At 65.4% G+C, this 24,179-nt stretch carries 20 protein-coding genes; 16 read left to right on the top strand and 4 right to left on the bottom strand.

The window, feature by feature from the left end; genetic code table 11:
- Positions 1-723: a paraquat-inducible protein A gene (locus BYZ73_RS01875; RefSeq protein WP_108024110.1), complete on the bottom strand. Its 723-nt coding sequence runs from the start codon at positions 721-723 to the stop codon at positions 1-3.
- A 385-nt stretch (positions 724-1,108) separates the two neighbouring features.
- On the opposite strand from BYZ73_RS01875, the gene BYZ73_RS01870 reads away from it, so the two are divergent.
- Complete coding sequence (locus BYZ73_RS01870) at positions 1,109-1,921, top strand: glycosyl hydrolase (RefSeq protein WP_245943021.1); 813 nt, start codon at positions 1,109-1,111, stop codon at positions 1,919-1,921.
- A gap of 178 nt (positions 1,922-2,099) precedes the next feature.
- Positions 2,100-2,999: a UTP--glucose-1-phosphate uridylyltransferase gene (locus BYZ73_RS01865; RefSeq protein WP_112314682.1), complete on the top strand. Its 900-nt coding sequence runs from the start codon at positions 2,100-2,102 to the stop codon at positions 2,997-2,999.
- 91 nt (positions 3,000-3,090) lie between these two features.
- Here the strand turns inward: BYZ73_RS01865 and BYZ73_RS01860 are convergent, their stop codons facing one another.
- The 3 genes from BYZ73_RS01860 to BYZ73_RS01850 are packed head-to-tail and all read right to left on the bottom strand — an operon-like array spanning position 3,091 to position 6,238.
- Positions 3,091-4,155: a TRAP transporter substrate-binding protein gene (locus tag BYZ73_RS01860; RefSeq protein WP_112314681.1), complete on the bottom strand. Its 1,065-nt coding sequence runs from the start codon at positions 4,153-4,155 to the stop codon at positions 3,091-3,093.
- Between the two features lie 20 nt (positions 4,156-4,175).
- Positions 4,176-5,714 carry a TRAP transporter large permease gene (locus BYZ73_RS01855; RefSeq protein WP_112314680.1) on the bottom strand — a complete coding sequence of 513 codons (1,539 nt, stop codon included), beginning with the start codon at positions 5,712-5,714 and terminating at the stop codon, positions 4,176-4,178.
- The gene (locus BYZ73_RS01850) at positions 5,711-6,238 is read right to left on the bottom strand and encodes a TRAP transporter small permease subunit (protein WP_108024101.1); all 528 of its coding nucleotides are present in this window, start codon (positions 6,236-6,238) and stop codon (positions 5,711-5,713) included. Before BYZ73_RS01850 ends, BYZ73_RS01855 begins: the two co-directional genes overlap by 4 nt.
- Positions 6,239-6,452: 214 nt before the next feature.
- On the opposite strand from BYZ73_RS01850, the gene BYZ73_RS01845 reads away from it, so the two are divergent.
- The 14 genes from BYZ73_RS01845 (at position 6,453) to BYZ73_RS01780 (ending at position 24,116) form a co-directional block, all read left to right on the top strand.
- The gene (locus BYZ73_RS01845) at positions 6,453-8,081 is read left to right on the top strand and encodes an FAD-dependent oxidoreductase (protein WP_112314679.1); all 1,629 of its coding nucleotides are present in this window, start codon (positions 6,453-6,455) and stop codon (positions 8,079-8,081) included.
- 158 nt (positions 8,082-8,239) lie between these two features.
- Positions 8,240-11,638: a transglutaminase family protein gene (locus tag BYZ73_RS01840; RefSeq protein ID WP_112314678.1), complete on the top strand. Its 3,399-nt coding sequence runs from the start codon at positions 8,240-8,242 to the stop codon at positions 11,636-11,638.
- 1 nt (position 11,639) lies between these two features.
- Positions 11,640-14,042: a circularly permuted type 2 ATP-grasp protein gene (locus BYZ73_RS01835; RefSeq protein WP_112314677.1), complete on the top strand. Its 2,403-nt coding sequence runs from the start codon at positions 11,640-11,642 to the stop codon at positions 14,040-14,042.
- Between the two features lie 19 nt (positions 14,043-14,061).
- The gene (locus tag BYZ73_RS01830) at positions 14,062-14,940 is read left to right on the top strand and encodes a transglutaminase family protein (protein ID WP_112314676.1); all 879 of its coding nucleotides are present in this window, start codon (positions 14,062-14,064) and stop codon (positions 14,938-14,940) included.
- 293 nt (positions 14,941-15,233) lie between these two features.
- A complete protein-coding gene (locus BYZ73_RS01825; protein WP_108024091.1) occupies positions 15,234-15,527 on the top strand; it encodes an STAS domain-containing protein in 294 nt (97 codons plus the stop codon).
- Positions 15,524-15,892 (top strand): response regulator, encoded by a 369-nt coding sequence (locus BYZ73_RS01820; protein WP_108024089.1) that lies wholly within the window; start codon positions 15,524-15,526, stop codon positions 15,890-15,892. The genes BYZ73_RS01825 and BYZ73_RS01820 overlap by 4 nt, the downstream gene beginning before the upstream one ends.
- Positions 15,893-15,895: 3 nt before the next feature.
- Positions 15,896-18,070, top strand: coding sequence for a chemotaxis protein CheA (locus BYZ73_RS01815; protein WP_108024088.1), 2,175 nt, complete (start codon positions 15,896-15,898; stop codon positions 18,068-18,070).
- A complete protein-coding gene (locus tag BYZ73_RS01810) occupies positions 18,045-18,512 on the top strand; it encodes a chemotaxis protein CheW (protein WP_108024085.1) in 468 nt (155 codons plus the stop codon). The genes BYZ73_RS01815 and BYZ73_RS01810 overlap by 26 nt, the downstream gene beginning before the upstream one ends.
- The gene (locus tag BYZ73_RS01805) at positions 18,509-19,378 is read left to right on the top strand and encodes a CheR family methyltransferase (protein WP_108024083.1); all 870 of its coding nucleotides are present in this window, start codon (positions 18,509-18,511) and stop codon (positions 19,376-19,378) included. The genes BYZ73_RS01810 and BYZ73_RS01805 overlap by 4 nt, the downstream gene beginning before the upstream one ends.
- A gap of 31 nt (positions 19,379-19,409) precedes the next feature.
- The gene (locus tag BYZ73_RS01800) at positions 19,410-19,796 is read left to right on the top strand and encodes a response regulator (RefSeq protein WP_075787112.1); all 387 of its coding nucleotides are present in this window, start codon (positions 19,410-19,412) and stop codon (positions 19,794-19,796) included.
- Positions 19,793-20,161: a hypothetical protein gene (locus BYZ73_RS01795; RefSeq protein ID WP_112314675.1), complete on the top strand. Its 369-nt coding sequence runs from the start codon at positions 19,793-19,795 to the stop codon at positions 20,159-20,161. The genes BYZ73_RS01800 and BYZ73_RS01795 overlap by 4 nt, the downstream gene beginning before the upstream one ends.
- 450 nt (positions 20,162-20,611) lie before the next feature.
- On the top strand, positions 20,612-21,595 hold the full coding sequence (locus BYZ73_RS01790; RefSeq protein ID WP_181497930.1) for a CheB methylesterase domain-containing protein: 984 nt from the start codon (positions 20,612-20,614) through the stop codon (positions 21,593-21,595).
- Positions 21,592-22,155, top strand: a complete 564-nt coding sequence (locus BYZ73_RS01785) for a chemotaxis protein CheD (RefSeq protein ID WP_108024077.1) — start codon at positions 21,592-21,594, stop codon at positions 22,153-22,155. The genes BYZ73_RS01790 and BYZ73_RS01785 overlap by 4 nt, the downstream gene beginning before the upstream one ends.
- A gap of 167 nt (positions 22,156-22,322) precedes the next feature.
- Positions 22,323-24,116, top strand: coding sequence for a PhoX family protein (locus BYZ73_RS01780; RefSeq protein ID WP_112314674.1), 1,794 nt, complete (start codon positions 22,323-22,325; stop codon positions 24,114-24,116).
- Positions 24,117-24,179: the final 63 nt, after the last annotated feature.

The raw sequence follows: 24,179 nt of genomic DNA, 5'->3' as shown, positions 1-24,179 counted from the left end.
TCACTTCTCCAGAGACGTCCATACCGAATACCTGCACATGAAGGTGTCCTGCACCACGATCAGGATGACAAGGGCCGAGAACATCCAGAAGGCCGGGCCGAATTCGACCTGGGCCAGGTCCGATATCTTGACGAGCGCAACGGCGCAGCCGATGGCGAAGACCTCGGCCATCGACCAGGGGCGCAACGCCTCGGACAGCCGGAAGGCGGCGCGGGCATGGCGCGCGGGGGGCCGGTCAAGCACGATGGGCGTCAGCACGTACAGGATCAGCAATGCCCGCAGCACCGGCACGAAGACGATCAGCGCGGCCACCGCCAGCGTCAGCGCCATCAGCATCGGCCGGGCGCTGAAGGCCAGGGCCGCGCCCAGAACCGAGGTCGCGTTGCTCATGCCGCCCGCCTCGACCCTGAGAAAGGGCGTCAGCGTCGCGGCCCCGATCAGCACCACCACCGCCAGCGCCACCGCGATCAACCGTTGTCCGGCCTGTCGGTGCGGGGCGATCAGCACCGTGTGACAGCGCGCACAGACCGCCCGCGCGCGGGGGGCGGGCTGTACGGCCCGGTAGACCGCGTCGCACTGGGGGCAGGCAATCAGCGAGGCAAGGTCGGCGTCCGGGACACTGCCCGCGACACAGGCCTCGGCTCGGCCCTCGACACGCGTGGAAGCGAGGCCTGACCCCGCGCCGGGGGCTGAGGCCCTCGGGTCTGAGGGTGTATCGCTCATGCAGTCACGTCGCGGCCTTTGAATCGATGCCAGAGCATAGTCCTGTGCCGCGCCTATTCCAGCGTCTTGTCCCGTGCGTACTGTCCGGCGGACCTCCGTCGCGGTTTCGGCGAGGGGCCGAATTGTGGCAGGTGGATCGGACCTGACAGCGCTTCAGGGCGCCTTTTGTGGGTCGTTTCGAGGCGTCTGGCAAACAATTCGGGCAGGGCCCCGCGGATCGTTCTCGAGGCGGGAACCAATGGCCCGAGCAATTCCTTAATAAATCACGAACCCGGCCACATTCTGATCCACGGCCGGCCCTAGACTGAGGATATCGCACAGACAGCGTCCTGCGAGGGGAGCGCCAATGGTCGGGAAAACCTTGTTTTTCCTATGGGTATTTCTGTTGTCTCTGGCGCAGACCGCCCTGGCCCAGAAGGCCGGGGTCGGCGCCTGGGAGAACAGCCGCTACACCACGATCCACTGGGTCGAGGATCAGCCCGCGCTGGGCTGGTACTACACCTGGCGGACCGACCAGCTTTGGACCGACGGGCGCATCTCGCGCACCGTCGAATTCGTGCCGATGATCCATTCCGAAAGCGATCTCGCCAAGCCGATCACGTCGGACCGCCCGGTGCGGGCGCTGATGGCATTCAACGAACCCGACGGTAAGGGGCCGCATCAGGGCGGGCTGTCGGTCGAGCGCGCGCTGGCGCTCTGGCCGCGCGTCGAGGCCAAGGGGCGCGGCCTGCGGATTGGCAGTCCGGCGACCACCCAGGCCGAAACGCTCGGGCTTGGCTCGTGGCAGCGCCGGTTCATGACCGAGGCCGAGCGGCGCGGGTATCGCATCGACTTCATGGCGGTGCATTACTATTCGACCGACGGCGATGTCGCGGCCTTCCGGCGCTGGCTGCAGGCGGTCCACCGCGAATACCGCCGTCCGATCTGGGTCACCGAATACGCCCTTGTCGACTGGGACCGGCCCGGCGCCGTCAGCTACGGGCAAAGTGCGGCCTTCTTCGAACGGGCGGCGAAGATGATGGACGGTCTGCCCTTCGTCGAACGGCACGCCTGGTTTGCCGCCAATCCCTATCCCTGGCAGGGCACGGTTCCGAAGATCAATCTTGTCGACGATTGGATGCAGCCGACGCCCATGGGCGAGACCTTCCGGCGCGTGCTGTCCGAGCTTGGCGGCCGCGAGATCGCCTCGGCCGACTGACCCTTTTCCTTCTGCAAGCGCGACAAGGGCGGGTCTTCAGAACCCGCCGCCGGGGTCTTTGGAGCGGTCGCGCGGGGAGGGTGTCACCGGGGATGACCGAAATTTCGACATTGGATGAAACTTTCCGCTCCTGATGCGGTTATGCTGCAAGTGCATTCGTCATTTTCAGGAGCCAGATATGATCCCATCGCCCGTGCGGACAGCCATTTTTCCCGTGGCCGGGCTTGGAACCCGCTTTCTTCCCGCCACCAAGGCGACGCCCAAGGAATTGTTGCCGGTGATCGACACCCCGCTGATCCAGTTTGCCATCGACGAGGCGCGCGAGGCCGGGGTGGAACGCATGGTGTTCGTCAGCCATCCCTCGAAAACGGCGATCGAGCGTCACGTGCGGGCCGATGCCGACCTGATCGAGACGCTGCGGGCGCGCGGCAAGGCGCGGATCGCCGAGGCGCTGGAGGCGGCGGCGCTGGACGAGGACGAACATGAGGTCGAATTCACCATGCAGCACGAACAGCGCGGCTTGGGCCATGCGGTGCTATGCGCGCGCGATCTGGTGCTGCCCGGACCGGTCGCGGTTCTGCTGCCCGACGATCTGATCCTGTCCAAGCCGGGCTGCCTGACCCAGATGGTCGAGGCCTACGGGCGTACCGGTGCGGGGCATATGGTGGCGGCGATGGATGTGACGCCGGAAACCGTGTCGCGCTATGGCGTGCTCGACCCGGTGGGGCAGGAGGGGGCGATCACCCGCGCCCGCGGCATGGTCGAGAAGCCCGCCGCCGAGAAGGCGCCCTCGCTGAAGGCGGTGGTCGGACGCTATATCCTCGATCCGGCGATCTTCGAGACATTGGCAAGCCAAGGCCCCGGCGCCCATGACGAGATCCAGCTGACCGATGCCATTGCCCGCGACACCGAACGTCTGGGGCTGGCGGGCTTTGCCTTTTCGGGGCGTCGCTACGATTGCGGGTCGAAGGCGGGGATGCTGGAGGCGACGCTTGCGGTGGCCAGCCGTGATCCGGACTATGCCGAGGTGCTGGCCGAGTGGCGGGCCGAGGCGGCGCTGCCGATCGCGGCCGAATAACCCCCGAGCCATCGGATCGAGAAAAAAGGGGCCGCCCGGACAGGCGGCCCCTTTTTCGTTTTCCCATGCGCCGATGGCGCGGTGTTGCGGCTCAGACCCGGCCGGCCAGCAGCGGCAGCGCCATCGCGCGGGAATAGTTGCGCGCCTCGGCCAGCGCGACGTCGTAGGTTTCGCGCACCTTGGCCACATCGGGATTGGCGGCGGTCAGTTCGTCCTGCACTTCGGTCCAGGCGGTGCGCTGGGCCGCCACCACGTCGTCGGAGAAGCTGCGGAACTCGACGCCCTGGGCTTTAAGTTCGGCCATCGACTTGGCGTTGAAATGGTCGAACTGCGCCTGCACCTCGTAGGCTGCGGTCAGCGCCGCGCTTTCGCAGATCGCCTGCAGGTCCGGGGTCAGTTCGGCCCAGGCATCCTTGTTGAAGACCACCGACAGCCCGGCGCCTGGTTCGGTGAAGGCGGGCAGGTAGCAGATATCGGCGATCTTCTGCAGCCCGAACGCCTGATCGAGATAGGGGGCCACCCATTCCGCCGCGTCGATGGCGCCCGATTGCAGCGCCTGGAAGATCTCGGGCGGGGGCATCAGCACGGCGTTCACGCCGAGCTTGCGGTAGACCTCGCCCGCCAGGCCCGCGACGCGCATGTTCAGACCCTTCAGGTCCTCGACGCTGTCGATGGGTTTCTTGAACCAGCCGGCCGACTGGGTGTTCGAGTTGCCCGAATAGATCGGCTTGAGGTTGCGCTGGGCATAGATCTCGTCCCAGACCTCCTGCCCGCCGCCCCAGCGCAGCCAGGCCATCTGCTCGGTCGAGGTCATGCCGAAGGGCACGCCGGTGAACCAGTGCAGCGCGGGGTTCTTGCCCGCTGCGTAATAGGTGGGGCCATGGCCGACCGGGGCATTGCCCGCCTGAACCGCATCCTCGACGCCGAAGGCCGGAACCAGTTCGCCCGCGCCATAGACGGTAAAGCTCAGCCGTCCGTCCGACATCGCGGCGACGCGCTCGGCGAAATTGGTGACGTTGGTGCCGACACCCGGTGCCATCTTGGGAAAGGCGGTGGGCAGTTTCCAGTGGATCTTGCCGGAGGCAAGCGCCGGGCTGGCCAGCGTGCCTGCCGCCGCGACCCCGGCGCCGGTCTTCAGGAAGGTTCTGCGGTGCATGATGTCCTCTTGCGTTGCGCTTACCGGAATATCGCCTGCGGCAGCCAGGTCGCAAGCTCGGGCAGCGCGACCAGAACGCCCAGCGCCACCAGTTGCAGCAGCACGAAGGGCACCACGCCGCGATAGGTGTCGAGCGTGGTGATGTCGTGCGGCGCGACCGAGCGGAAATAGAACAGCGCGAAGCCGAAGGGCGGGGTGAGGAACGAGGTCTGCAGGTTCATGGCGATCAGGATCGCGAACCAGACCGGAGAGATGTCGGTGCCGAGGATCGGCGGGCCCAGGAGCGGGACCACGATGTAGATGATCTCGACCGCCTCGAGGATGAAGCCCAGCAGGAAGATCACCGCCATCACAAGGAAGATCGCGGTCATGCCGCCGCCGGGCAGGCTGGCCATCAGCTCCTCTACCAGATGATCGCCGCCGAAGCCGCGGAACACCAGCGACAGCAGCGAGGCCGCGACCACGATGCCGAAGACCATGCCCGAGATGCGCACCGTATCGGTCAGCGCGCCCTGCAAGAGGCCCGCCCGCCAGGTGCGCAGCGCCGCCGTCAGCGTGCCCGCCGCGATCAGCGCGGCCGCGGCCAGCGCCAGCAGGCCGGGCAGGGTGCCCAGCGCGGCGCGGCCGAGCCCGGCCATGCCCATGCCGACCAGCACCAGCGCGGCCAACCCCGCCGAGGCGATCAGCCAGCGCCCGACGCGGCTGCCCTTGGCGGCTTGCGCGGCCATCAGCAGCGCGCCGACGGCGCCAAGCCCCGCGGCCTCGGTTGTGGTGGCGACGCCCGCGAGGATCGAGCCCAGAACCGCCAGGATCAGCAGGATCGGCGGCAGGAAGGTGAAGAGGATCTCGGAGGCAGCGACCGGTTCGCGCGGAGCGCGCGGCTCGGGCGCTGGGCCAAGCCGCAGGGCGACATAGACGGCATAGATCGCGACCAGCATCAGCCCGGGGATCAGCGCGCCTGCGAAGAGATCGCCGACCGACACCGGATCGGGCGCGAAATTGCCCGCGGCCTGCTGCGCCTCGAGATAGACATTGCCGATCTGGTCGCCCAGCAGCACCAGGATGATCGAGGGCGGGATCACCTGCCCGAGTGTGCCGGAGGCGCAGATCAGCCCCGCCGCCAGCCGCTTGTCGATGCCGGCCTGGCGCATCGCGGGCAGCGAGATCAGCACCAGCATCACCACCGTCGCGCCGATGATGCCCGTCGAGGCCGCGATCAGCGTCGAGAAGGCCAGCACGCTCAGCCCCATGCCGCGCGGCGAGCCCCGGGTCAGCTTGCCCAGCACGCCCAGCATCCGCTCGGCCAGCTGGGCGCGTTCCAGCAGCACCCCCATCAGCACGAACAGCGGCACCGCCATCAGCAGCCGGTTCGACATCACTCCCCAGACGCGGCCCGGGAAGAAGTTGAGGAAACTCAGATCGAACAGCCCGAAAACCGAGGCGATCAGCGCGGTGATCAGCGGCACGCCCGCGATGGCCAGCATCGCCGGGATGCCGCTGAGAATGCCGCCGAACAGCCCCAGCAGCAGGACCAGCAGGGCGCCCTCTTCACCGGTCATAGGGTTTCCTGCACGTCTTTGCGGTGGTCGGCCGGTTTCAGGATCATGGCGAGGCCCTGCAGGATCATCAGCGCCGAAGCCAGCGGCAGAGCGGTCTTGACGATATAGACGCCGCCAAGTCCTCCGGTTTCCACGGCACCTTCGCGGATCGACCAGGAATAGGACAGGTCCGGCCAGAACGCCCGGATCATCAGCCCGAAGACCGGGATCAGGAAGACCAGCACGGCGAGGATGTCGGCGATGCGGATGTAGCGGGGCGAAAGCCGTTCGGAAATGACCTCGACCCGGACATGGCCGCCGCGTGCCAGGGTGACCGGAATGGCGAAGACCAGTAGGCTGGCGAAGGCATAATCGGCCGCGTTCTGAAACTGGATCGACCCGGTGCCGAAGCCGTAGCGCAGGATCACGATGGCCAGCGTCGCCCCGGTCAGAAACAGCGCCGCCGCGACGCAATAGGCCAGCGCGGCCCGGTCGAGCCAGTGGCAGAACTTGAGATAGGCGGATATGGGTCCGGCGCGTGTCATTGGTCAGGGGCATTGCCACAGTCCGGCCCGATCCGCAATTGGACATCTGGACAAGAGGTTGCCCCCGGGCCGCCCCCGGACTGTCCCCATGTGCCCGCGATCCTGCCCCGGGATCTGCACGCCGGGACAATATACCGTCTGGCGGCGGACAGTCGATGCGCTATGCTGCATCGCCGCACAAGCCAGGCAGGACCGAGCAGCACAGGAGAGCGCGATGGCGACCAGGATAGTGGTTCTTGGGGGCGGTTTCGGGGGCATGTACACGGCCCGCGCGCTGCGCCGCCGGTTCGGGCGCAAGGCCGAGATCGAGGTCATCAACGCCCAGAACTATTTCGTCTTCCAACCGCTTCTGCCCGAGGTGGCGGGGGGCTCGATCACGCCCGCGCATGCGGTCTCGCCGCTGCGTTTCGTGCTCGATGGGGTGTTCGTGCGCAAGGCCGTCGTCGACAGCGTCGATTTCGAGCGCAAGGTGGTGACCGTCTTCCAGGGCATCCAGCGCCGTCCGACCGAGGTGCCCTATGACCATCTGGTGATCGCGCTGGGGCAAGGCACCGATTTCTCGCGCATGCCGGGGCTCGAGGAACACGCGCTGAAGATGAAGACGCTCGAGGATGCGCGGCGGCTGCGCGGCCATATCATCGAGCAGCTCGAACATGCGCAGGTCACCGAACTCCCCGACACCAAGCGCGGCGCGCTGACCTTCACCGTGGTCGGCGGCGGGTTCTCGGGGGTCGAGACGGTCGGCGAGATGAAGGAAATGATCGACCGCTCGCTGCGCTTCTATCCCAAGATCGACCCGTCAGAGGTACGGGTGCAGCTGATCGAGTTCGCGCCGCGCATCCTCAACGAGATGCCCGAGCCGCTGGCCGATTACGCGGTCAGGCATCTGGAACGCCACGGCATCGAGATCAAGCTGAGGACGGGGGTGAAAAGCGCGACCCACCGCCAGCTTGTGACCTCGGACGGCGAGGTGATCGACACCCGGACCATCGTCGCCACCATCGGCAACGCGCCCCTGCCGGTGGTGCAGCGGATGGGCCTGCCGCTTGACAAGGGGCGGATCCCGGTCGACCGGACCTTGCGGGTCGCGGGCCACGAAAACGTCTGGGCGCTGGGCGATTGCGCGCTGATCCCGCTGAAGGAGGGGGCCTCCGAGCGGACCGACTTCGCCCCGCCGACCGCGCAATTCGCGGTGCGCGAGGCCAAGCGGATCGCCGCGAACATCGCCGCCGCCGTCCGGGGGCGCGAGCTGAAGCCCTTCGCCTATGCCTCGCGCGGGGCGCTGGCCTCTCTGGGCGCCAAGCGGGGCGTGGCCACTGTCTTCGGCCACAACATCACCGGCTTTCCCGCCTGGTTCATCTGGCGATCCTATTATCTGGCGCTCCTGCCCGGGATCGGCACCCGCATCCGGGTGATGATCAACTGGTCGCTCGACATGCTGGGCGCGCGCAGCCTGGTCCAGCTGAAATTCTACGAAAAACCGCCGCTGCGCTATGTCTATTACCGCGCGGGCGACCGGATCTACAACGCGGGCGACCGGTCGGACGGCTTCTATACGGTGATCTCGGGTTCGGTCGAGATGGAGCGGCCCGATCCGGAGACCGGCGAGACGGCGCTCCGCGTCATCGGCCCGGGCGGGCATTTCGGCGAGCGGCTGATCCTCGGGGCCACCCGTCGCAAGACGACCGTGCGCGCCCGGGAGGATTGCAAGGTCCTGGTGATGAACCGCGAGGAGTTCCTGATGCTGGCCGAGGGCTTTTCGGCTTTCCGCGAGTATTTCCGGCCCTACATGGAGAAACGCGGCGTGACGCTTCCCGGAGGGGATGAAGACTTGGGCAGATAGGCCGCGCCCCGTCCGAAAAGACAGCTTGGCAAGACGGCGCCGCCCCCGAAGGGTACTGCGGGGCGGTCCCCCGAGACCCCCGGGGCGAGCGCCCGTGTTTACAGGACGGATAAAACCGTCTTTGCTGCCGGACAGTACCGTTAACGTTTGGATCCTTCATGGCGATCACCGCGACCATCCGGCACCTGACCCATTACCGCTATGACCGCCCTGTCAGCCTCGGCCCGCAGGTCATTCGCCTGCGCCCCGCGCCGCACAGCCGGACCCGGGTCATTTCGCATTCGCTGAAGGTCTCGCCCGGCGGGCATTTCGTGAACCACCAGCAGGATCCTTACGGCAACTGGCTGTCGCGCTTCGTCTTTCCCGAGCCGGTACGCGAGCTGAAGATCGAGGTCGATCTGGTCGCCGACATGACGGTCTACAACCCGTTCGACTTCTTCGTCGACGAGACCGCCGAAAACTGGCCCTTCGACTACCCCGCAGAGCTGACCGAGGATCTGTCGATCTACCGCCGGCCCGAGCCCGAGGGCGAGGCCCTGGCGGCTTTCCTCGCGACGATCCCGCGCGATGCGACCCGCACGGTCGATTTCCTGGTCGGGCTGAACGCCCGGCTCGAACGCGAGATCGACTACCTGATCCGGATGGAGCCCGGGGTGCAGACCCCCGATGACACACTGAGGCTGCATTCGGGGTCCTGCCGCGACACGAGCTGGCTTCTGGTGCAGGTGCTGCGCCATCTGGGCTTTGCCGCGCGCTTCGTCTCGGGCTACCTGATCCAGCTGAAACCCGATCTGGTGGCGCTCGATGGGCCGGCGGGCACCGATCACGACTTTACCGACCTGCACGCCTGGTGCGAGGTGTTCCTGCCCGGCGCGGGCTGGATCGGGCTCGACCCGACCAGCGGGCTGCTGACCGGCGAAAGCCACATCCCGCTGGCCGCGACCCCGCACTATCGCAACGCCGCGCCGATCAGCGGCATGGCCAGCCCGGCCGAGGTCGATTTCCACTTCCATATGGAGGTGCACCGCACCGCCGAGCATCCCCGCATCACCAAGCCCTTCCCCGAAGAGGCCTGGTCGGCTCTGGACGATTTGGGCCACAAGGTCGATGCGCAGATCGCGGCGCAGGACATGCGGCTGACCATGGGCGGCGAACCCACCTTCGTCTCGATCGACGATTTCGAGGCCGACGAATGGAACACCGGCGCCGTCGGGCCGATGAAGCGCGGGCTTGCGGACCGGTTGATCCGGCGGCTGCGGGACCGCTTCGCGCCCGGGGGATTTCTGCATTACGGCCAGGGCAAGTGGTATCCGGGCGAGACCCTGCCGCGCTGGACCTTCTCGCTGTACTGGCGCCGCGACGGGCGGCCTGTCTGGAAGAACCCCGAATTGATCGCCGAAGAGGGGCAGACCGGGGCGACCGCCGAGGATGCCGACCGGTTCCTGTCGGGCTTTGCCGATGCCATCGGCGTGGGCGCGGACTATGTCCATGCCGCCTATGAGGACCCGGTGGAATGGATCCTCAAGGAGGCCGACCTTCCGGTCAATGTCACGCCCGAGGATTCCAAGCTGAAAGACCCCGAGACGCGCGCCCGTATCGCGCGGGTCTTCAATCGCGGGCTCGACCGGCCCGCGGGCTTCATCCTGCCGGTTCAGCGCTGGCAGTCGAAGGCGGCCGGGGCGCGCTGGCGGTCGGAACGCTGGAAGACCCGTCGCGGGCATCTGTTCCTCGTGCCCGGCGACAGCCCCGTGGGCTTTCGCCTGCCGCTGGGGGCGCTGCCCTTCGTGCCGCCCTCGGCCTACCCTTATGTCTACCCGGCCGATACCTCGGTCGCGGTCGGGCCGCTGCCCGATTTCCACGCCGCCCGCGAGGATCGCCGCCGCGCGCTGATGGAGGAATTCGAACGCATCGCCGCCGAGGACGAGGCGCGCGAGATGCCCGAAACCACGCCGGGGCGGTCGCAGCCGGTGTCCGAGCCGAAAGACGCGGGCCCCCGTCAGCGCCTGATGGAACAGGGGGTCGATCCGGCGGGCAGCGCGGTGCGCACCGCCATCGCGGTCGAGCCGCGCGATGGGCGGCTTTGTCTTTTCATGCCGCCGGTCGAGCGGCTCGAGGATTATCTCGACCTGCTGTCTGCTGCCGAAGAGACCGCCGAGGCGCTGGGCCTGCCGATCCATGTCGAGGGCTACACGCCGCCCCACGATTCCCGGCTGAACGTGATCCGGGTCGCGCCCGATCCGGGCGTGCTTGAGGTCAACGTCCATCCCGCGCAAAGCTGGGAGGACTGCAAGGACATCACCTTCGGGGTCTATGAAGAGGCGCGGCAGACCCGGCTGGGCGCCGACAAGTTCATGATCGACGGCAAGCATTGCGGCACGGGCGGCGGCAACCACGTCGTCGTGGGCGGCGCCACGCTGATGGAGTCGCCCTTCCTCAGGCGGCCCGATCTGATGCGTTCGCTGATCCTCTACTGGCAGCGGCATCCCAGCCTGTCCTATCTCTTTTCGGGGCTTTTCATCGGTCCGACCAGTCAGGCGCCCCGCATCGACGAGGCCCGCCATGACAGCCTGTACGAGCTGGAAATCGCGCTGAGCCAGTTTCCCGATCCGGGCGAAGGCGCCGCGCCGCCGCCCTGGCTGGTGGACCGGCTGCTGCGCAACATCCTGATCGACGTGACCGGCAACACCCACCGGTCCGAGATCTGCATCGACAAGCTTTTCTCGCCCGACGGGCCGACCGGGCGGCTGGGGCTGGTGGAATTCCGCGGCTTCGAGATGCCGCCCGACGCACGGATGAGCCTTGCCCAGCAGGTGCTGATCCGGGCGATCCTGTCGCGGCTCTGGGCCGATCCCGTCAAGGGCAATCCGGTGCGCTGGGGCACCGCGCTGCATGACCGTTTCATGCTGCCGCATTTCGTCTGGACCGATTTCATGGACGTTTTGCGCGACCTGCAGGACCATGGCTTTGGCTTCCGCCCCGACTGGTACGAGGCCCAGGCCGAGTTCCGCTTTCCGTTCTGCGGCGAGGTCGAGTACGAGGGCGTGCATCTGGAACTGCGCCAGGCGCTGGAGCCTTGGCATGTTCTGGGCGAACGCGGCGCCATCGGCGGCACGGTGCGCTATACCGACAGCTCGGTCGAGCGGATGCAGGTCAAGCTGACCACGCTGAATCCGGGCCGCTATGCGGTCACCTGTAACAGCCGCACCGTGCCCCTGACCGAGACCGGGACCAGTGGTGTGCGGGTCGGGGGCGTGCGCTTCAAGGCCTGGCAACCGGCCGAGGCGCTGCACCCGGTGCTGCCGGTCAACGCGCCGCTGACCTTCGACATCTACGACACCTGGTCGGGCCGGGCGCTGGGCGGCTGCACCTATCACGTGGCCCATCCGGGCGGGCGCAACTACGAAACCTTCCCGGTCAATGCCAACGAGGCCGAGGCACGACGGCTCGCGCGGTTCGAGAAGATGGGGCATCATGCCGGCGCCTACCGGCCCCCGCTCGAGGTCCCGCATCCCGAATTTCCGATGACCCTCGATCTGCGCCGCCCACCCGGGATATGATATGACTTCGCCCGACGACATCGCCGAGGATCCGGTTCATGCGCTTTTGCAGGGCTACAGCCCGCCCAGCGGCGTGGCCGACGAGTTGCTGCGCCCCGACGGCAGCCTGCGCCCGGTCTGGCAGCCGCTGATCGACCTTCTGGCGCGGCAAAGCCCCGAAGAGATGGCCGAGCGTTTCGCGCGGGGCGATCAGTACCTGCACGACGCGGGCGTCTATTACCGCCAGCACACCCAGAGCGGGTCGGCGCTGCGCGACTGGCCGCTGTCGCATGTGCCGGTGGTCATCGCCGAGGAGGAATGGCGCGAGCTGGCCGAGGGCATCGTGCAGCGGGCCGAGCTTCTGGAAAAGGTGATGGCCGATCTCTACGGGATGGGCGATCTGGTGGCGAACGGGCTCTTGCCGGCCGAGCTGATCGCGCGCAATCCCGAATGGCTGCGTCCGATGGTGGGGATCCGGCCGCGCTCGGGGCATTTCCTGCATTTCCTGGCCTTCGAGGTCGGGCGGTCGCCGGACGGGTCCTGGCTGGTGCTGGGCGACCGCACCCAGGCGCCCTCGGGCTCGGGCTTCGCGCTGGAAAACCGGATGGCGACCAGCCGGGTGTTCCAGGACCTCTTCCCCACGTCCAATGTCGAACGGCTGGCCGGGTTCTTCCGCGCCCATCGCGGTGCGATGACGGCACTGAATGCGGGCGGGGATGGCAAGGTCGCGATCCTGACGCCCGGACATCATTCCGACACCTATTTCGAACATGCCTATATCGCGCGTTATCTGGGCTTGCTGTTGCTGGAATGCGAGGATCTGAAGGTCGAGCGCGGGCGGCTGATGGTGCGCACGATCCATGGCCCGCAGCCGGTCAGCGTGTTGTGGCGGCGGCTCGATTCGCGCTTTGCCGACCCGCTGGAACTCGACGAGAACTCGGCGCTGGGCACGCCGGGCATGGTGGCGGCGCTGCGCGCGCAGGATGTCACCATGCTGAACTGTCTGGGCTCGGGCGTGCTGGAGGCCCGGGCGCTGATGGCCTTCCTGCCGAGGATCTGCGAAAAACTGATGGGCGAGCCGCTGAAGCTGCCCAACATCGCCACCTGGTGGTGCGGGCAGGATCTGGAAAGGGGCTATGTCTACGAGAACCTGCACCGGATGATGATCGGCCGGGCGCTGTCGTCGGACCTGCCCTTCGAGGTCGATGCCCTGACTGCGCTTGGCGGCGATTTCCGCGGGACCGCGCGGCACCCGATCGGCGAATGGCTGGACCGCGACGGCCCCAATCTGGTGGGGCAGGAGGCGGTGACGCTGTCGACCACGCCCGCGATGATCGACGGCCAGCTGCTGCCGCGGCCGGCGCTGATCCGGGTCTTCGCCACCCGCACGCCCCGGGGCTGGACAGTGATGCCCGGCGGCTATGCAAGGATCGGGCGGTCGGGCGATCCGACCGCGCTGTCGATGAAGAACGGCGGCTCTGTCGCCGATGTCTGGGTGGTCGGAGACCGACCGGTCGAGCCCGAAACGCTGACCGGCGAGCCCGAGGGGCCGTTCATCCGGCGCGGGCCGGGGCTGCTGCCAAGCCGTGCCGCCGACAACCTTTTCTGGCTCGGGCGCTATGTCGAACGGGCCGAGGCGCGGGTGCGCGAACTGCGCGCCTATCACCTGCGGCTGTCGGAAAGCGGCGACCCGTCTCTGCCGCTGGTGGCACGTCTGGGCGCTTTCATCGAAGGATTCGGCGTCGATATCGACGAACCGGTGCCCGCCGTGGTGCTGGAGCTTTTCGATGCCGCCCAGGGCTGCGCCGGGAAGGTCCGCGACCGGTTTTCGACCGATGGCTGGCAAGCGCTGACCGATCTGGCCTTCACCGCGCGGGGGCATTTCAGCCGGGTGCATCCGGGCGATCAGGCGGTCAAGGCGATGGGCGAACTGTTGCGCAAGCTGGCCGGGTTCTCGGGGCTCGTGCATGAGAACATGTACCGCTCGTCCGGCTGGCGGTTCCTGACCATGGGGCGCGCGCTGGAACGGGCCGACCAGACCATTTCGCTTTTGGCGGCCTTCGCCGATCCCGCCCAGCCCGGCGGCGGATTCGACGTGGCGATCGAGGTCGGCGACAGCGTGATGACCCATCGCCGCCGGTATTCCGTGCATACCAGCCGCAGCAGCGTGATCGACCTTCTGGCACTCGACGTGGGCAATCCGCGGTCGATCTTCTTCCAGATCGACATGCTGCGCGACCAGGACCGGCTGCTGACGCAGAGTGCCGCCGCCGATCCGATGTCCGACCTGGCGCGCGCGATCCTGCTTCTGCATACCGAACTGTCGGTGGCGGTGCCCGAAGATATTACAACCGAACGGCTTTTCGGGCTGCAGGGCGAAATCCGCGAAATCTCGACGCTGCTGACCCAGCGCTATCTGAGCTGAGCTCCGGGAGGGCCCCCGCGTGCCGATCGAATACGACATCCGCCTCGAAATCGGCTATCTCTATGACAGCCCGGCCGCCTCGACGCGGACGCTCTTGCGCATGCTGCCGCTGACCAATGGCGAGCAGACGCTGATCACGGGGCAGGTCTCGACCGACCCGGCTCCGGATTTCCGCCGCGACGGGGTCGATTTCTTCGGCAATGCCACGACCGAGATTGCCCATGACGCGGGCAAGACCGAGTTCCTGTTCCGCTTTTCGGGCCGGGTTCGGCGCATTCCACGCGGCACGACGCTGGATCTCTCTTGCGGGCTGGCGGCGCTTCGGGCCGAGATACAGGGGATCCAGAGCATCACCCCGATGTCGCCTCATCACTTTCTGGGCGAGTCCGAACGCATCCGGCATGAGCCCGAAATCGCCGCCTTCGCCGAGGAGGTGACCGCGCCCGGCATGTCGGTCATGGCGGCCCTGCAGGCGGTATCCCATGCGATTCATGACCGGTTCGACTTCGATCCGGGGGCGACCGAGGTCTCGACCACGCCGATCGAGGCGTTCCAGAACCGGCGTGGCGTCTGTCAGGACATCAGTCAGGTCACCATCGCGGCGCTGCGTTCCGTCGGCATTCCCGCAGGCTATGTCAGCGGGTTTCTCCGGACCGTGCCGCCACCCGGTCAGCCGCGTCTGGAAGGGGCCGATGCGATGCATGCCTGGGTGCGTGCCTGGTGCGGGATGGAGACCGGCTGGGTCGAGATCGATCCGACCAACGACATGCTGGTCGGCGCCGATCACATCGCAATCGCGATCGGGCGCGATTATGCCGATGTGGCGCCGGTCAAGGGCTCGTCGCGCACCTCGGGGTCGCACCGCACCGAACACCGGGTGGATGTGATCCCGCTCTGATCCGGGACCAGACGGGACCGACTCCGGGTTCGTCGCGACCCGTCGCCCGAAGCCTTGCCCAAACCCGCCGCCGTTACGGCCAATTTTCGACGATTCTACTCGCCATACGCGGGCGTCGACGCGCTCCGGAAGAAATCCGGCCAGTGCCGCCTGTCTGTCGGCCCGAGCCGACGGCAGGGCGTTCGCGACGACAGGCCACTCAATCCTGACGTCTGCCATTCACCACTTCTTAGGCTCCGCAGGGTTATTCAATCTTGAGCAGAGCGTACGTTGCAGGAACTCGAGGGATCGGAATGGAACCCGAATGCCAGTATGACCTCGACATCACCGACCCGGCCTGGTCCGAAGATGCCGGTGGTGTCGTGAAATCCGTCCTTGAGGCGGCCCCGAAGGAAATCCGGGTTCAGGCGGCCGAGGCCCCGGCCCAGAGCGCGCTTTCGGCCCAGCTTCTTCTTTTTCTCAGACGACATGTCGAATCCGGTGGCGGGACCTTCTCGGTCGCCGACGCCTCGCCGGCCTTTTCCGAAGGACTGAGCCTTCTCGGCCTGCATGACTTGATCCTTGGCACAGCGGAGGTCCAGCAATGATCAATATCCTTGCCATCGACGACTCGCTCACGATCCGCGAGATGGTACGGGAGACGCTGAGTTCGGCGGGCTTCGCTGTCACCACGGCGAATGACGGGCAGGCCGGTGTCGACGAGTTCGTGAAGGACCGCTACGACGCGGTCATCACCGATATCAACATGCCCAAGATGGACGGGTTCGGCGTGATCGAGCACATCCGCGGCGGCGGCACCAACGCCCGTGTGCCGATTCTGGTGCTGACAACCGAAAGCGGTGCCGCGATGAAGGAACGCGCCCGCGCCGCCGGTGCGACCGGCTGGATCGTCAAGCCGTTCCAGGACGAAGGCCTGATCAGCGTGATCCGCCGCGTCACGGGGGCGCGCTGAGCCATGTCGCGCGACGATCTCAAAGCCACATTCTTCGCCGAGTGCGAAGACCTGCTGGACCAGCTCTCGGAAGGCACCGGCGAGCTGGAAGCAGGCACCGCCACCGAGGAGACGGTTCACGCCATCTTCCGGGCTGTCCATTCGATCAAAGGGGCGGCGGGTGCCTTCGCGCTCGACACGCTTGTGAAATTCGCACACCGGTTCGAGACCGTTCTCGACCGTCTGCGCTCGGGCTCGCTGGTGCTCGACCCCGATGCCCTGCAGACGATCCTGCGCTCGGGCGACATGCTGGCCGAACTGGTCGAACTGGCCCAGGCCGAAAGCGACGAGGAACCGTCGCAGATGGCCGAACTGATCGACCTGCTGGTCGGCCTTTCCGGGTCCGAAGAAGACGGGCCGGGGGCGCCCGAGCCTGACGAAGCCTTCGAATTCACGGCCGTCTCCTTCATGCCACTGTCGTTTGACGAACCGGGCGAGGACGCGGAAGATGTGTACAAGATCCGCGTGCCCGCGATCGCGGATCTTTTCCGGAATGGCCACGATCCCTTCCTGCTGTTCGCCGAACTGGTCGGCCTCGGACAGCTCGATGTCTCTTGCGACGCCTCCGCGTTGCCTGTGTCGGACGAGTTCGACCCGAACCGCTGCTACCTGTCCTGGGAACTGACGCTTACCGGCTCGATGACAGAGGTCAGCATCCGCGACGCCTTCGTCTTCCTCGATGACATCTGCGAGATCGAACAGGTCTCCGGCGGATCGGCCGGTCCGGTGCTCGACCTTCCCGGGATCGAAACCGAGGACAGTCCGATGACCATTGCCGAACCCTCAAACCCTTCCATGCCGCAGGTCGCAGCTGAAGAAGCTGCGGCAGAACCGGCCGCCGCGACGTCCTCGACGTCCGAGCCGGCTGCGGCCGAGAAATCCAAGGCGGCAAAGCCCGCCGCGTCGATCCCCCAAACCACGCTTCGCGTCGACCCGGAACGGGTCGACCGGCTGATCAACACGGTGGGCGAACTTATCATCAACCAGGCGGTCATCACGCAGAAGCTCGTGGCCTCCGGCATGGCGTCGAATTCCGACATCATGAGCGATCTCGACGACTATCAATACCTTGCCCGCGAGTTGCAGGAAGGCGTGATGGCGATCCGCGCGCAACCGGTCAAACCGCTCTTCCAGCGCATGCAGCGGATTGTCCGCGAGGCGGCCTACAGTCTCGGAAAAGACGTCGCCCTGGTCACCGAGGGTGAAGCCACCGAGATCGACAAGACTCTTGTCGAACGCCTCGCCGAACCGCTGACCCACATGATCCGGAACGCGGTCGATCACGGTATCGAGGGTCCCGAGAAGCGTGCGGCTGCCGGAAAGCCGGCGCAAGGCACAATCAAGCTTTCGGCCGCGCATTGTTCGGGTGATGTGCTGATCGAGATCTCCGACGACGGGGCTGGTCTCAACCGGAAACGAATCCTCGAGAAAGCTGTCAGCCAGGGCATGGTCGCGGCCGATGCGAAGATGGCCGACTCCGAGATCGACAACCTGCTCTTCATGGCGGGGTTCTCCACGGCCGAAAAGGTAACCAATCTGTCCGGACGTGGCGTCGGCATGGATGTGGTCAAAACCGCGATCACCTCGCTCGGTGGCCGGATTTCTATCAGCAGCCGCCAGGGGATGGGGACCAAGTTCTCGATTGCCCTTCCCCTTACGCTGGCGGTGATGGACGGCATGGTGATCCATGCCGCCGGCGAGACTCTGGTTGCCCCGCTTTCCAGCGTGGTGGAAACGATCCGCCCCAAGCCCAAGGATATCCTTCCCTTCGGTCGGGACGGTCGGCTTCTGTCGATCCGCGGCACCTATGTGCCCATCGTCAATCTGGCCAGGCTCCTCGGCTTCCCGACAGAAGCGGAAATCACCTCCGACAACATACTGATCCTGATCCGGTCCGAGCAATCCGGCCTGGTCGCTCTCGCCGTCGACGACATCTCGGACCAGCGGCAGGTGGTGATCAAAAGTCTCGAAGGCAACTACGGCGCGATCGAAGGGATTTCCGCCGCAACCATTCTCGGCGATGGCCGCATCGCTCTGATTATCGACACCGACGCCATCCTGTCCCTTGCCGGCCACTACGGCAGGGAAATGGCCTCCAGAGAGGAGATGGACTATGCCCAGACCGCAACAATGGGGTGATGACGACGTCCTGGAATTCGTCACTCTCAAGGCCGCAGGGCAGAGCTTCTGCATCGAGATCACCCAGATCCGGGAAATCCGCAGATGGACCCCGGTCACGGCGCTCCCGCATGCTGAGGAGGCTGTGCTGGGCGTGATGAACCTCCGGGGGGCGGTCATTCCGATCATCGATCTTGCGGCGCGCCTGGGGCTCGGCGAATGCGAGGCGTCTCCTCGGCATGTCATCATCGTCGTCGCGATCGGCTCAAAGACGATCGGTCTTCTGGTGGATTCTGTGTCCGAAATCCTCACGGTCGAAGGAAGTCAGATTTGCGAGGCGCCAACTATGGGAGGCGGTGACATTCCCAACAGCATCCTGGGCCTCATTTCGATCGAGGAAGGGATGTCGCGTATTCTGGCACCCGAAATTCTGGTGCCCCGTGGTCTGACGGATGCGGCATGAACGCTCCAACACCATCCCTGACGCCGCGGCGCCGCTCCGAAATCGCGTTCGGAGAAAGCGATTTTCAGCGCATTGCTGCATTCGCGAAATCCGAATATGGACTTCATCTTGAGCCTTCGAAGAAAGCAATGATCCATTCCCGACTCGGGAAGCGGATCGTCGCGCTGAATCTCGACGACTTCACCGACTATGACAAATATCTGCGCGCCAATCTCGAGACTGAAAGCGATCACTTCATATCGGCACTGACGACCAACGTCACGAACTTCTACCGGGAAAAGCATCACTTCGAACAGCTACAGTCAGAAGTTCTGCCGCGGCTTGTTGAACGGGCCCGATCCGGTGGACGGGTGCGGCTCTGGTCGGCCGGCTGCTCGTCTGGGCCCGAACCTTATTCTCTTTCCGGCAGCGTGATCCTTCTTTGTCCCGAGGCGCCCAAGCTCAATGTCAGGATTCTCGCGACCGATATCGATCCGTTTGTCCTGCGACGGGCTGAGGCGGCGGTCTATAGCGACGAGGAAGCTAAAATCCCGCCCGGGCCATGGGCGAACCAGGTGTTCGAGAAATCCGGGAGCGCGAAAGCCGAATTCCGGGTGCGCGCGGACGTTCGATCCCTCGTGTCCTTCCGACAACTGAACATCAACGGGCCTTGGCCAATGTCTGGCCTTTTCGACGTGATAATGTGCCGGAATATGGCGATCTACTTCGATAGCCAAACACAACAGACGCTTTGGCGCAGACTTGCGGAACAGCTCGTTCCAGGCGGGATGCTCTTCATCGGTCACTCCGAACGGGTTTCCGGACCCGCGACGGCAATGCTCGAGGCGGCCGGGGTGACGGCCTACAGAAAACGCTCCGCTTCGTGACTGCGAAGCGGCATTAGGAAAGGAACAACGGATGTCACTCAAAGACAGTCTTCGGATCATGGTCGTCGACGACATGACGGTCAGTCGTGGCCTCGTGACCCAGGCGCTCGAGGAACTCGGCATTTTCCATGTTGCAACAGAAGCGAGCGGCCGCGCGGCGCTTTCGCGGTTGGCGGCGGATCCGGTCCATCTCGTGCTTGCCGACTACAACATGCCTGGCATGGACGGGCTGCAGTTGCTCGAAGGTCTGCGCCGCAATCGCTCCACACAGCGGATCGGCTATATCTTGGTGACCGGTACGCCCACCCCCGAACTCATCCAGAAGGGTCAACAGTTGGGGCTTAACAACATGGTGCGCAAACCCTTCACCACGGCGACCATGAAGAAGGCCATCGAAGCGGTGGTGGGGCGCCTTTGACGCATCACGACCTTCAGATGGTTGCAGATGGCCCCGGGCTTCAACGGGTGATGACCACGTTTGGCCATGAGCTTCTGCACGCCGCAGAGCTTCTCCGGCGGTACGAAAAGGCGGTGCTCGAAAGACGTGCGGCGCACCCCGCACGAGTGGGAAGTGCAAGTGAATTGCAGTTGGTGGACCTGGTCATCCAGATTCTCGAAGATATGGCGCCGTTCGGTCAGGAATTGGCCAGGCTCATGCCCGAGGACGTGCAGGTTCCCGGCAGCCTGATCGAGCAGCTTCGACTGGACCAGTTGCGCGCTGTCATGTCGACAGCCGAAAAACGCGATGCGCCGCATGCGGGTGGAGATATAGATGTGTTCTAGGACACCCGCTTGCGTGGGAGAGCGTAATGCTATGTCAATCCATCCGCGCGAAGGTTGGCGAAATGGGAGCGTCGTGATGTAAATTCGGTGGGGCCGGGGGCGAAGGTCTTCGGACAGATTTCGGCCCCGGCCACTGCAAATCGAGTAAAATTCGGCGCGTGTCGAACCTGCCCGCGTCAGGCACGGAAATTTCACTCGGTTTCAGGTTGCTTGGATGAGAATGAGGATTGGGTCGATGATCGAGATCTTCCGACTGCATTCCAGCCTGGCGAGTTTCGGTTTTCGGTCTCTATCTGGCCGCGAAGAGCGGCTTTTGTGGAATTCCGCTTGTTCCGCAGGAAAGTAAAGGCTCGCAGCGCTTTTCGTTTCCGAGGTGGCAAAGCGTCGGGTCTTGATCAGCGCTAGGTCGACCTCTGGAAACATGAGTTAAGGATTAGGTCCATGCGTGTAATGATCGCGGACGAACGGACGGAAACCAGGAACAGGCTTGCCGCGGCGGTTCAGCAGATGCGGGCCGTTTCTCTTGGCGCGTGCGTCTCGAACCTTAGCGAAACCTACCACATCGCGGAAAGCCGGCCACCGCAGGCGGTGATCGTGGCGGAAGCTTTGGCGCGGCTCGCGGAATTCGAAGTTCTGCTGATGCTCTTCAAGGCTCTCGGCATCCGCTGTGTGGTCGTCGCCGAGACTGAAGCGAATATCGCGCGCCTGCCGTCTTCCCTGATCCGTGAGGGTGTGGCGGTGACCCATAGCGACGCGTCGGTCGAGGATCTGCGGCAGTGCCTCCTGCGGGTTCACCTTGGCAGAACCGCAAGGAATGTTCCTGCGCCGCAGGCGGAATCCACGATGTCGTTCCAGCACGGACGCCTGATCCTCCTCGGTGCGTCGACGGGCGGGGTAGATGCTCTGGTCAAGGTCCTTGAGGCCTTTCCGCCGAATTGTCCCCCGACCCTCATTGTGCAGCACACCAGCGAGTCTTTCAGTTCGGGGCTGGCGCGGTTGCTCGATCGGAATTGTGCCGCTACGGTGGTCGAGGCCCAAGACCAGGAACCGCTGGTGCCGGGCCGCGTTCTTCTTGCCCCTGGCAAAACGCATCACCTGGAGGTGGCCGCAAGCGGTGCTCTCCGATGCCGCCTGAGAGAGGGGCCGCTTCAGGCGGGGCACCGTCCCTCGGTGGATGCGCTCTTCATGTCTGCGGTCCCGGTTGCCTCTCGGGTCTGCGCGGCGATTCTGACGGGAATGGGTCGCGACGGTGCCGAGGGTATGCTCGCCCTGCACCGCGCCGGTGCCTACACCATCGGACAGGACGAAAAGACGTCGCTGGTCTACGGGATGCCGCGTGCGGCCTTCGAGCTTGGCGGAGTCCGCGAAAGGCTGCCGCTTGACGCCATTGGCCGGGCGGTTCTTGAAAACTGCAGTCGGAGGAGTGCGGCATGACCCAGAGAACGCCTATTCGGGCATCCGAAAAGGACGCCTGGCCCTCCCGTGTCCATGCTGTAGTCCAGGGTGAATATCATGTCTCGCGCGATGCGAACATCGTGCTTTCGACAGTCCTGGGTTCCTGCGTCGCGGCCTGTGTTTACGACATGAATGCCGGCATTGGGGGCATGAACCACTTCCTTCTGCCGGGGGATACCGAATCCGGGTCGACCGAGCTGAAATATGGCGCCATGGCCATGGAACTGCTTATCAACGAGCTTCTCAAGGCTGGGGCCCGGCGCTCCGATCTCAAGGTGAAGCTGTTCGGAGGCGCGCGTGTCAGTAGCGCCTTCCGGGATATCGGGGCGCGGAATGTCGATTTCGCACGGTCCTACATCCGGAGAGAGGGATTTGAGGTCGTGTCCGAAAGCCTGGGCGGCACGCAAGCGCGGCGCCTGCATTTTCGCCCGGTGACCGGCGCTGCTCGTCTCGTTCTGCTTCCGCCCACCGAGGCGCCGCCCGAGCGTCGCGTTCCTGCGCCCAAGCCGAAGCCGGATACCGATATCACTCTGTTCTGAGTTTTCCAAAGTCTCGCAGTCTTCCGTCTTGTTTTGGGGCCCGCGCGTCTTGGCGTCGGTGCCTTCTGGCCCGGCTGAAACCTTGGCAGGAGGACCGCCGCTGTCACATCGCTGTCGCAAAACGGGTTCAGGTACGGGTCCGAGTTAACCGAGACCAGGAGACCTTCATGACCCTGCGCAGCCAGCTTTTCGCCGCCAGCGCGCTGATCGCCGTGCCGATGCTTGCCCATGCCGGCGAGATCGCCTTTGCCCCCGTGCCCTTTGCCGCCGACGATGCCGCCAAGCGCGCGGTTCTGGCGTCCGGGCATGTCACCATCGACGGCAAAGAGTACTCCGTCGGCTACAGCACGCTGGCCCGGTCTGGCGATCTGATCGGCGGAACGGTTTTTGCCGCGCTCACCGATCGCGCCGGAAATGTGGTGAGATCCGAAGACGGTTCGGAACATATCTCGGTCGATGCCGATTTCACCTCGCTGCTGCATATCGGCGGCAAGATCTTTTCGGTCACGCATTTCGAATCGCGGCCCGGCGCGATGTATGTCAGCGAACTCACGCAAGACACCGAAGGCAATCTGACGCCCGTGTCGACGAAGCCGGTGGACTTCTCGAAATTCGGCGGCCTCTGGGTCCCTTGCGCGGGCTCGGTGACGCCCTGGGAAACCCATCTCGGCTCGGAAGAATATCCCGCCGACGCGCGCGAGATCGAAGAGGCGACCGCGCTCGACCAGATCGACGACTACGATTTCCCGATGGTGCGCTACGAGGGCGTCGATCCCGCGACCATGACGCTGGACGAGTTCAAGGCGGCCTACAAACCCTATCGTTATGGCTTCCCGACCGAGATCACCGTGACCGAGGACGGCACCGCGACCGCGGCCAAGCATTTCGCCATGGGCCGCGTCGCGGTCGAACTGGCCAAGGTGATGCCCGACCAGAAGACCGCCTATATCTCGGATGACGGCACCAATGTCGGCCTCTTCATGTTCGTGGCCGACACCGAGGGCGATCTGTCGGCCGGCACGCTTTATGCGGCGAAATGGGTGCAGACCTCGGACGACGGCGCGGGTGCGGCCGATCTGGAATGGGTCGATCTCGGCCATGCCGACGACGCCAGCATCCAGGCCGCGATCGAGGCGGGCACGCAATTCTCGGACATCTTCGAGACCGCGCCGATGGCCGATGACGGCAGCTGCCCCGACGGGTTCCTGTCCTCGAACGCCGAGGACCGCGCCGAATGCCTGAAGGTGAAACCCGGGATGGAGGCCGTGGCCTCGCGGCTCGAAACGCGCCGCTACGCCTCGATGCTGGGCGCCACCACCGAGTTCCGCAAGATGGAAGGCATTGCCTACGACCCGGATCACGGCAAGGTCTATCTGTCGATGTCCGAGGTCGCCAAGGCCATGGAAGGCGGCGCCAAGCAGGACAAGGGCGGGCGTGACGACATTCGCGTCAAGAAGAACGCCTGCGGCGCGGTCTATGAGCTGAGCCTCGGCGACGACTTCCGTGCCACCTCGATGAAGGGCCTGATTGCCGGCAAGCCGGTAGACGATGCCGCCAAGGCCGCCGCTGCCGACCCGAACTGCGATGCCGCCCATGCGATGTGCGGTGCCGCAGCCGAGGCGAATACCTGCGATATCAACGGGATCGCGAACCCGGACAACATCACCTACATCCCGGGCTATAACACGCTGATCATCGGCGAGGATACCGGCGAAGGTCATCAGAACGACGCGATCTGGGCGATGAACCTGGGCGACGGCGCGTTGACCCGCATCTTCTCGACGCCCTACGGGTCCGAGACCACCTCGACCTACTGGTATCCGAATATCGGGGGGCACGGCTATCTGATGGCGGTGGTGCAACACCCTTACGGCGAGTCCGATGAGGACAAGCTGGCCGATGCCGCCGATGCCCGCGCCTATGTGGGCTATATCGGACCGTTCCCGGCGATGGACAAGTGACCTGACGGGCGGGGTGCATGGTCCCCCGCCCATCCTTCGGGGTCACGTCATGGCCCCGCTTTC

The organism is Rhodovulum viride (assembly GCF_003265965.1).
Lineage (GTDB): Bacteria > Pseudomonadota > Alphaproteobacteria > Rhodobacterales > Rhodobacteraceae > Rhodovulum > Rhodovulum kholense.
The sequence above is the reverse complement of the archived record's forward strand: the minus strand, read 5'-3'. Positions and strand labels throughout refer to the sequence as shown.

What these genes read in the sequence shown, in the direction of transcription:
- BYZ73_RS01875 (WP_108024110.1), bottom strand. Translation starts at nt 723, where the DNA reads ATGAGCGATACACCCTCAGACCCGAGGGCCTCAGCCCCCGGCGCGGGG.
- BYZ73_RS01865 (WP_112314682.1), top strand. Translation starts at nt 2,100, where the DNA reads ATGATCCCATCGCCCGTGCGGACAGCCATTTTTCCCGTGGCCGGGCTT.
- BYZ73_RS01860 (WP_112314681.1), bottom strand. Translation starts at nt 4,155, where the DNA reads ATGCACCGCAGAACCTTCCTGAAGACCGGCGCCGGGGTCGCGGCGGCA.
- BYZ73_RS01855 (WP_112314680.1), bottom strand. Translation starts at nt 5,714, where the DNA reads ATGACCGGTGAAGAGGGCGCCCTGCTGGTCCTGCTGCTGGGGCTGTTC.
- BYZ73_RS01850 (WP_108024101.1), bottom strand. Translation starts at nt 6,238, where the DNA reads ATGACACGCGCCGGACCCATATCCGCCTATCTCAAGTTCTGCCACTGG.
- BYZ73_RS01845 (WP_112314679.1), top strand. Translation starts at nt 6,453, where the DNA reads ATGGCGACCAGGATAGTGGTTCTTGGGGGCGGTTTCGGGGGCATGTAC.
- BYZ73_RS01840 (WP_112314678.1), top strand. Translation starts at nt 8,240, where the DNA reads ATGGCGATCACCGCGACCATCCGGCACCTGACCCATTACCGCTATGAC.
- BYZ73_RS01835 (WP_112314677.1), top strand. Translation starts at nt 11,640, where the DNA reads ATGACTTCGCCCGACGACATCGCCGAGGATCCGGTTCATGCGCTTTTG.
- BYZ73_RS01825 (WP_108024091.1), top strand. Translation starts at nt 15,234, where the DNA reads ATGGAACCCGAATGCCAGTATGACCTCGACATCACCGACCCGGCCTGG.
- BYZ73_RS01820 (WP_108024089.1), top strand. Translation starts at nt 15,524, where the DNA reads ATGATCAATATCCTTGCCATCGACGACTCGCTCACGATCCGCGAGATG.
- BYZ73_RS01815 (WP_108024088.1), top strand. Translation starts at nt 15,896, where the DNA reads ATGTCGCGCGACGATCTCAAAGCCACATTCTTCGCCGAGTGCGAAGAC.
- BYZ73_RS01810 (WP_108024085.1), top strand. Translation starts at nt 18,045, where the DNA reads ATGCCCAGACCGCAACAATGGGGTGATGACGACGTCCTGGAATTCGTC.
- BYZ73_RS01805 (WP_108024083.1), top strand. Translation starts at nt 18,509, where the DNA reads ATGAACGCTCCAACACCATCCCTGACGCCGCGGCGCCGCTCCGAAATC.
- BYZ73_RS01800 (WP_075787112.1), top strand. Translation starts at nt 19,410, where the DNA reads ATGTCACTCAAAGACAGTCTTCGGATCATGGTCGTCGACGACATGACG.
- BYZ73_RS01790 (WP_181497930.1), top strand. Translation starts at nt 20,612, where the DNA reads ATGATCGCGGACGAACGGACGGAAACCAGGAACAGGCTTGCCGCGGCG.
- BYZ73_RS01785 (WP_108024077.1), top strand. Translation starts at nt 21,592, where the DNA reads ATGACCCAGAGAACGCCTATTCGGGCATCCGAAAAGGACGCCTGGCCC.
- BYZ73_RS01780 (WP_112314674.1), top strand. Translation starts at nt 22,323, where the DNA reads ATGACCCTGCGCAGCCAGCTTTTCGCCGCCAGCGCGCTGATCGCCGTG.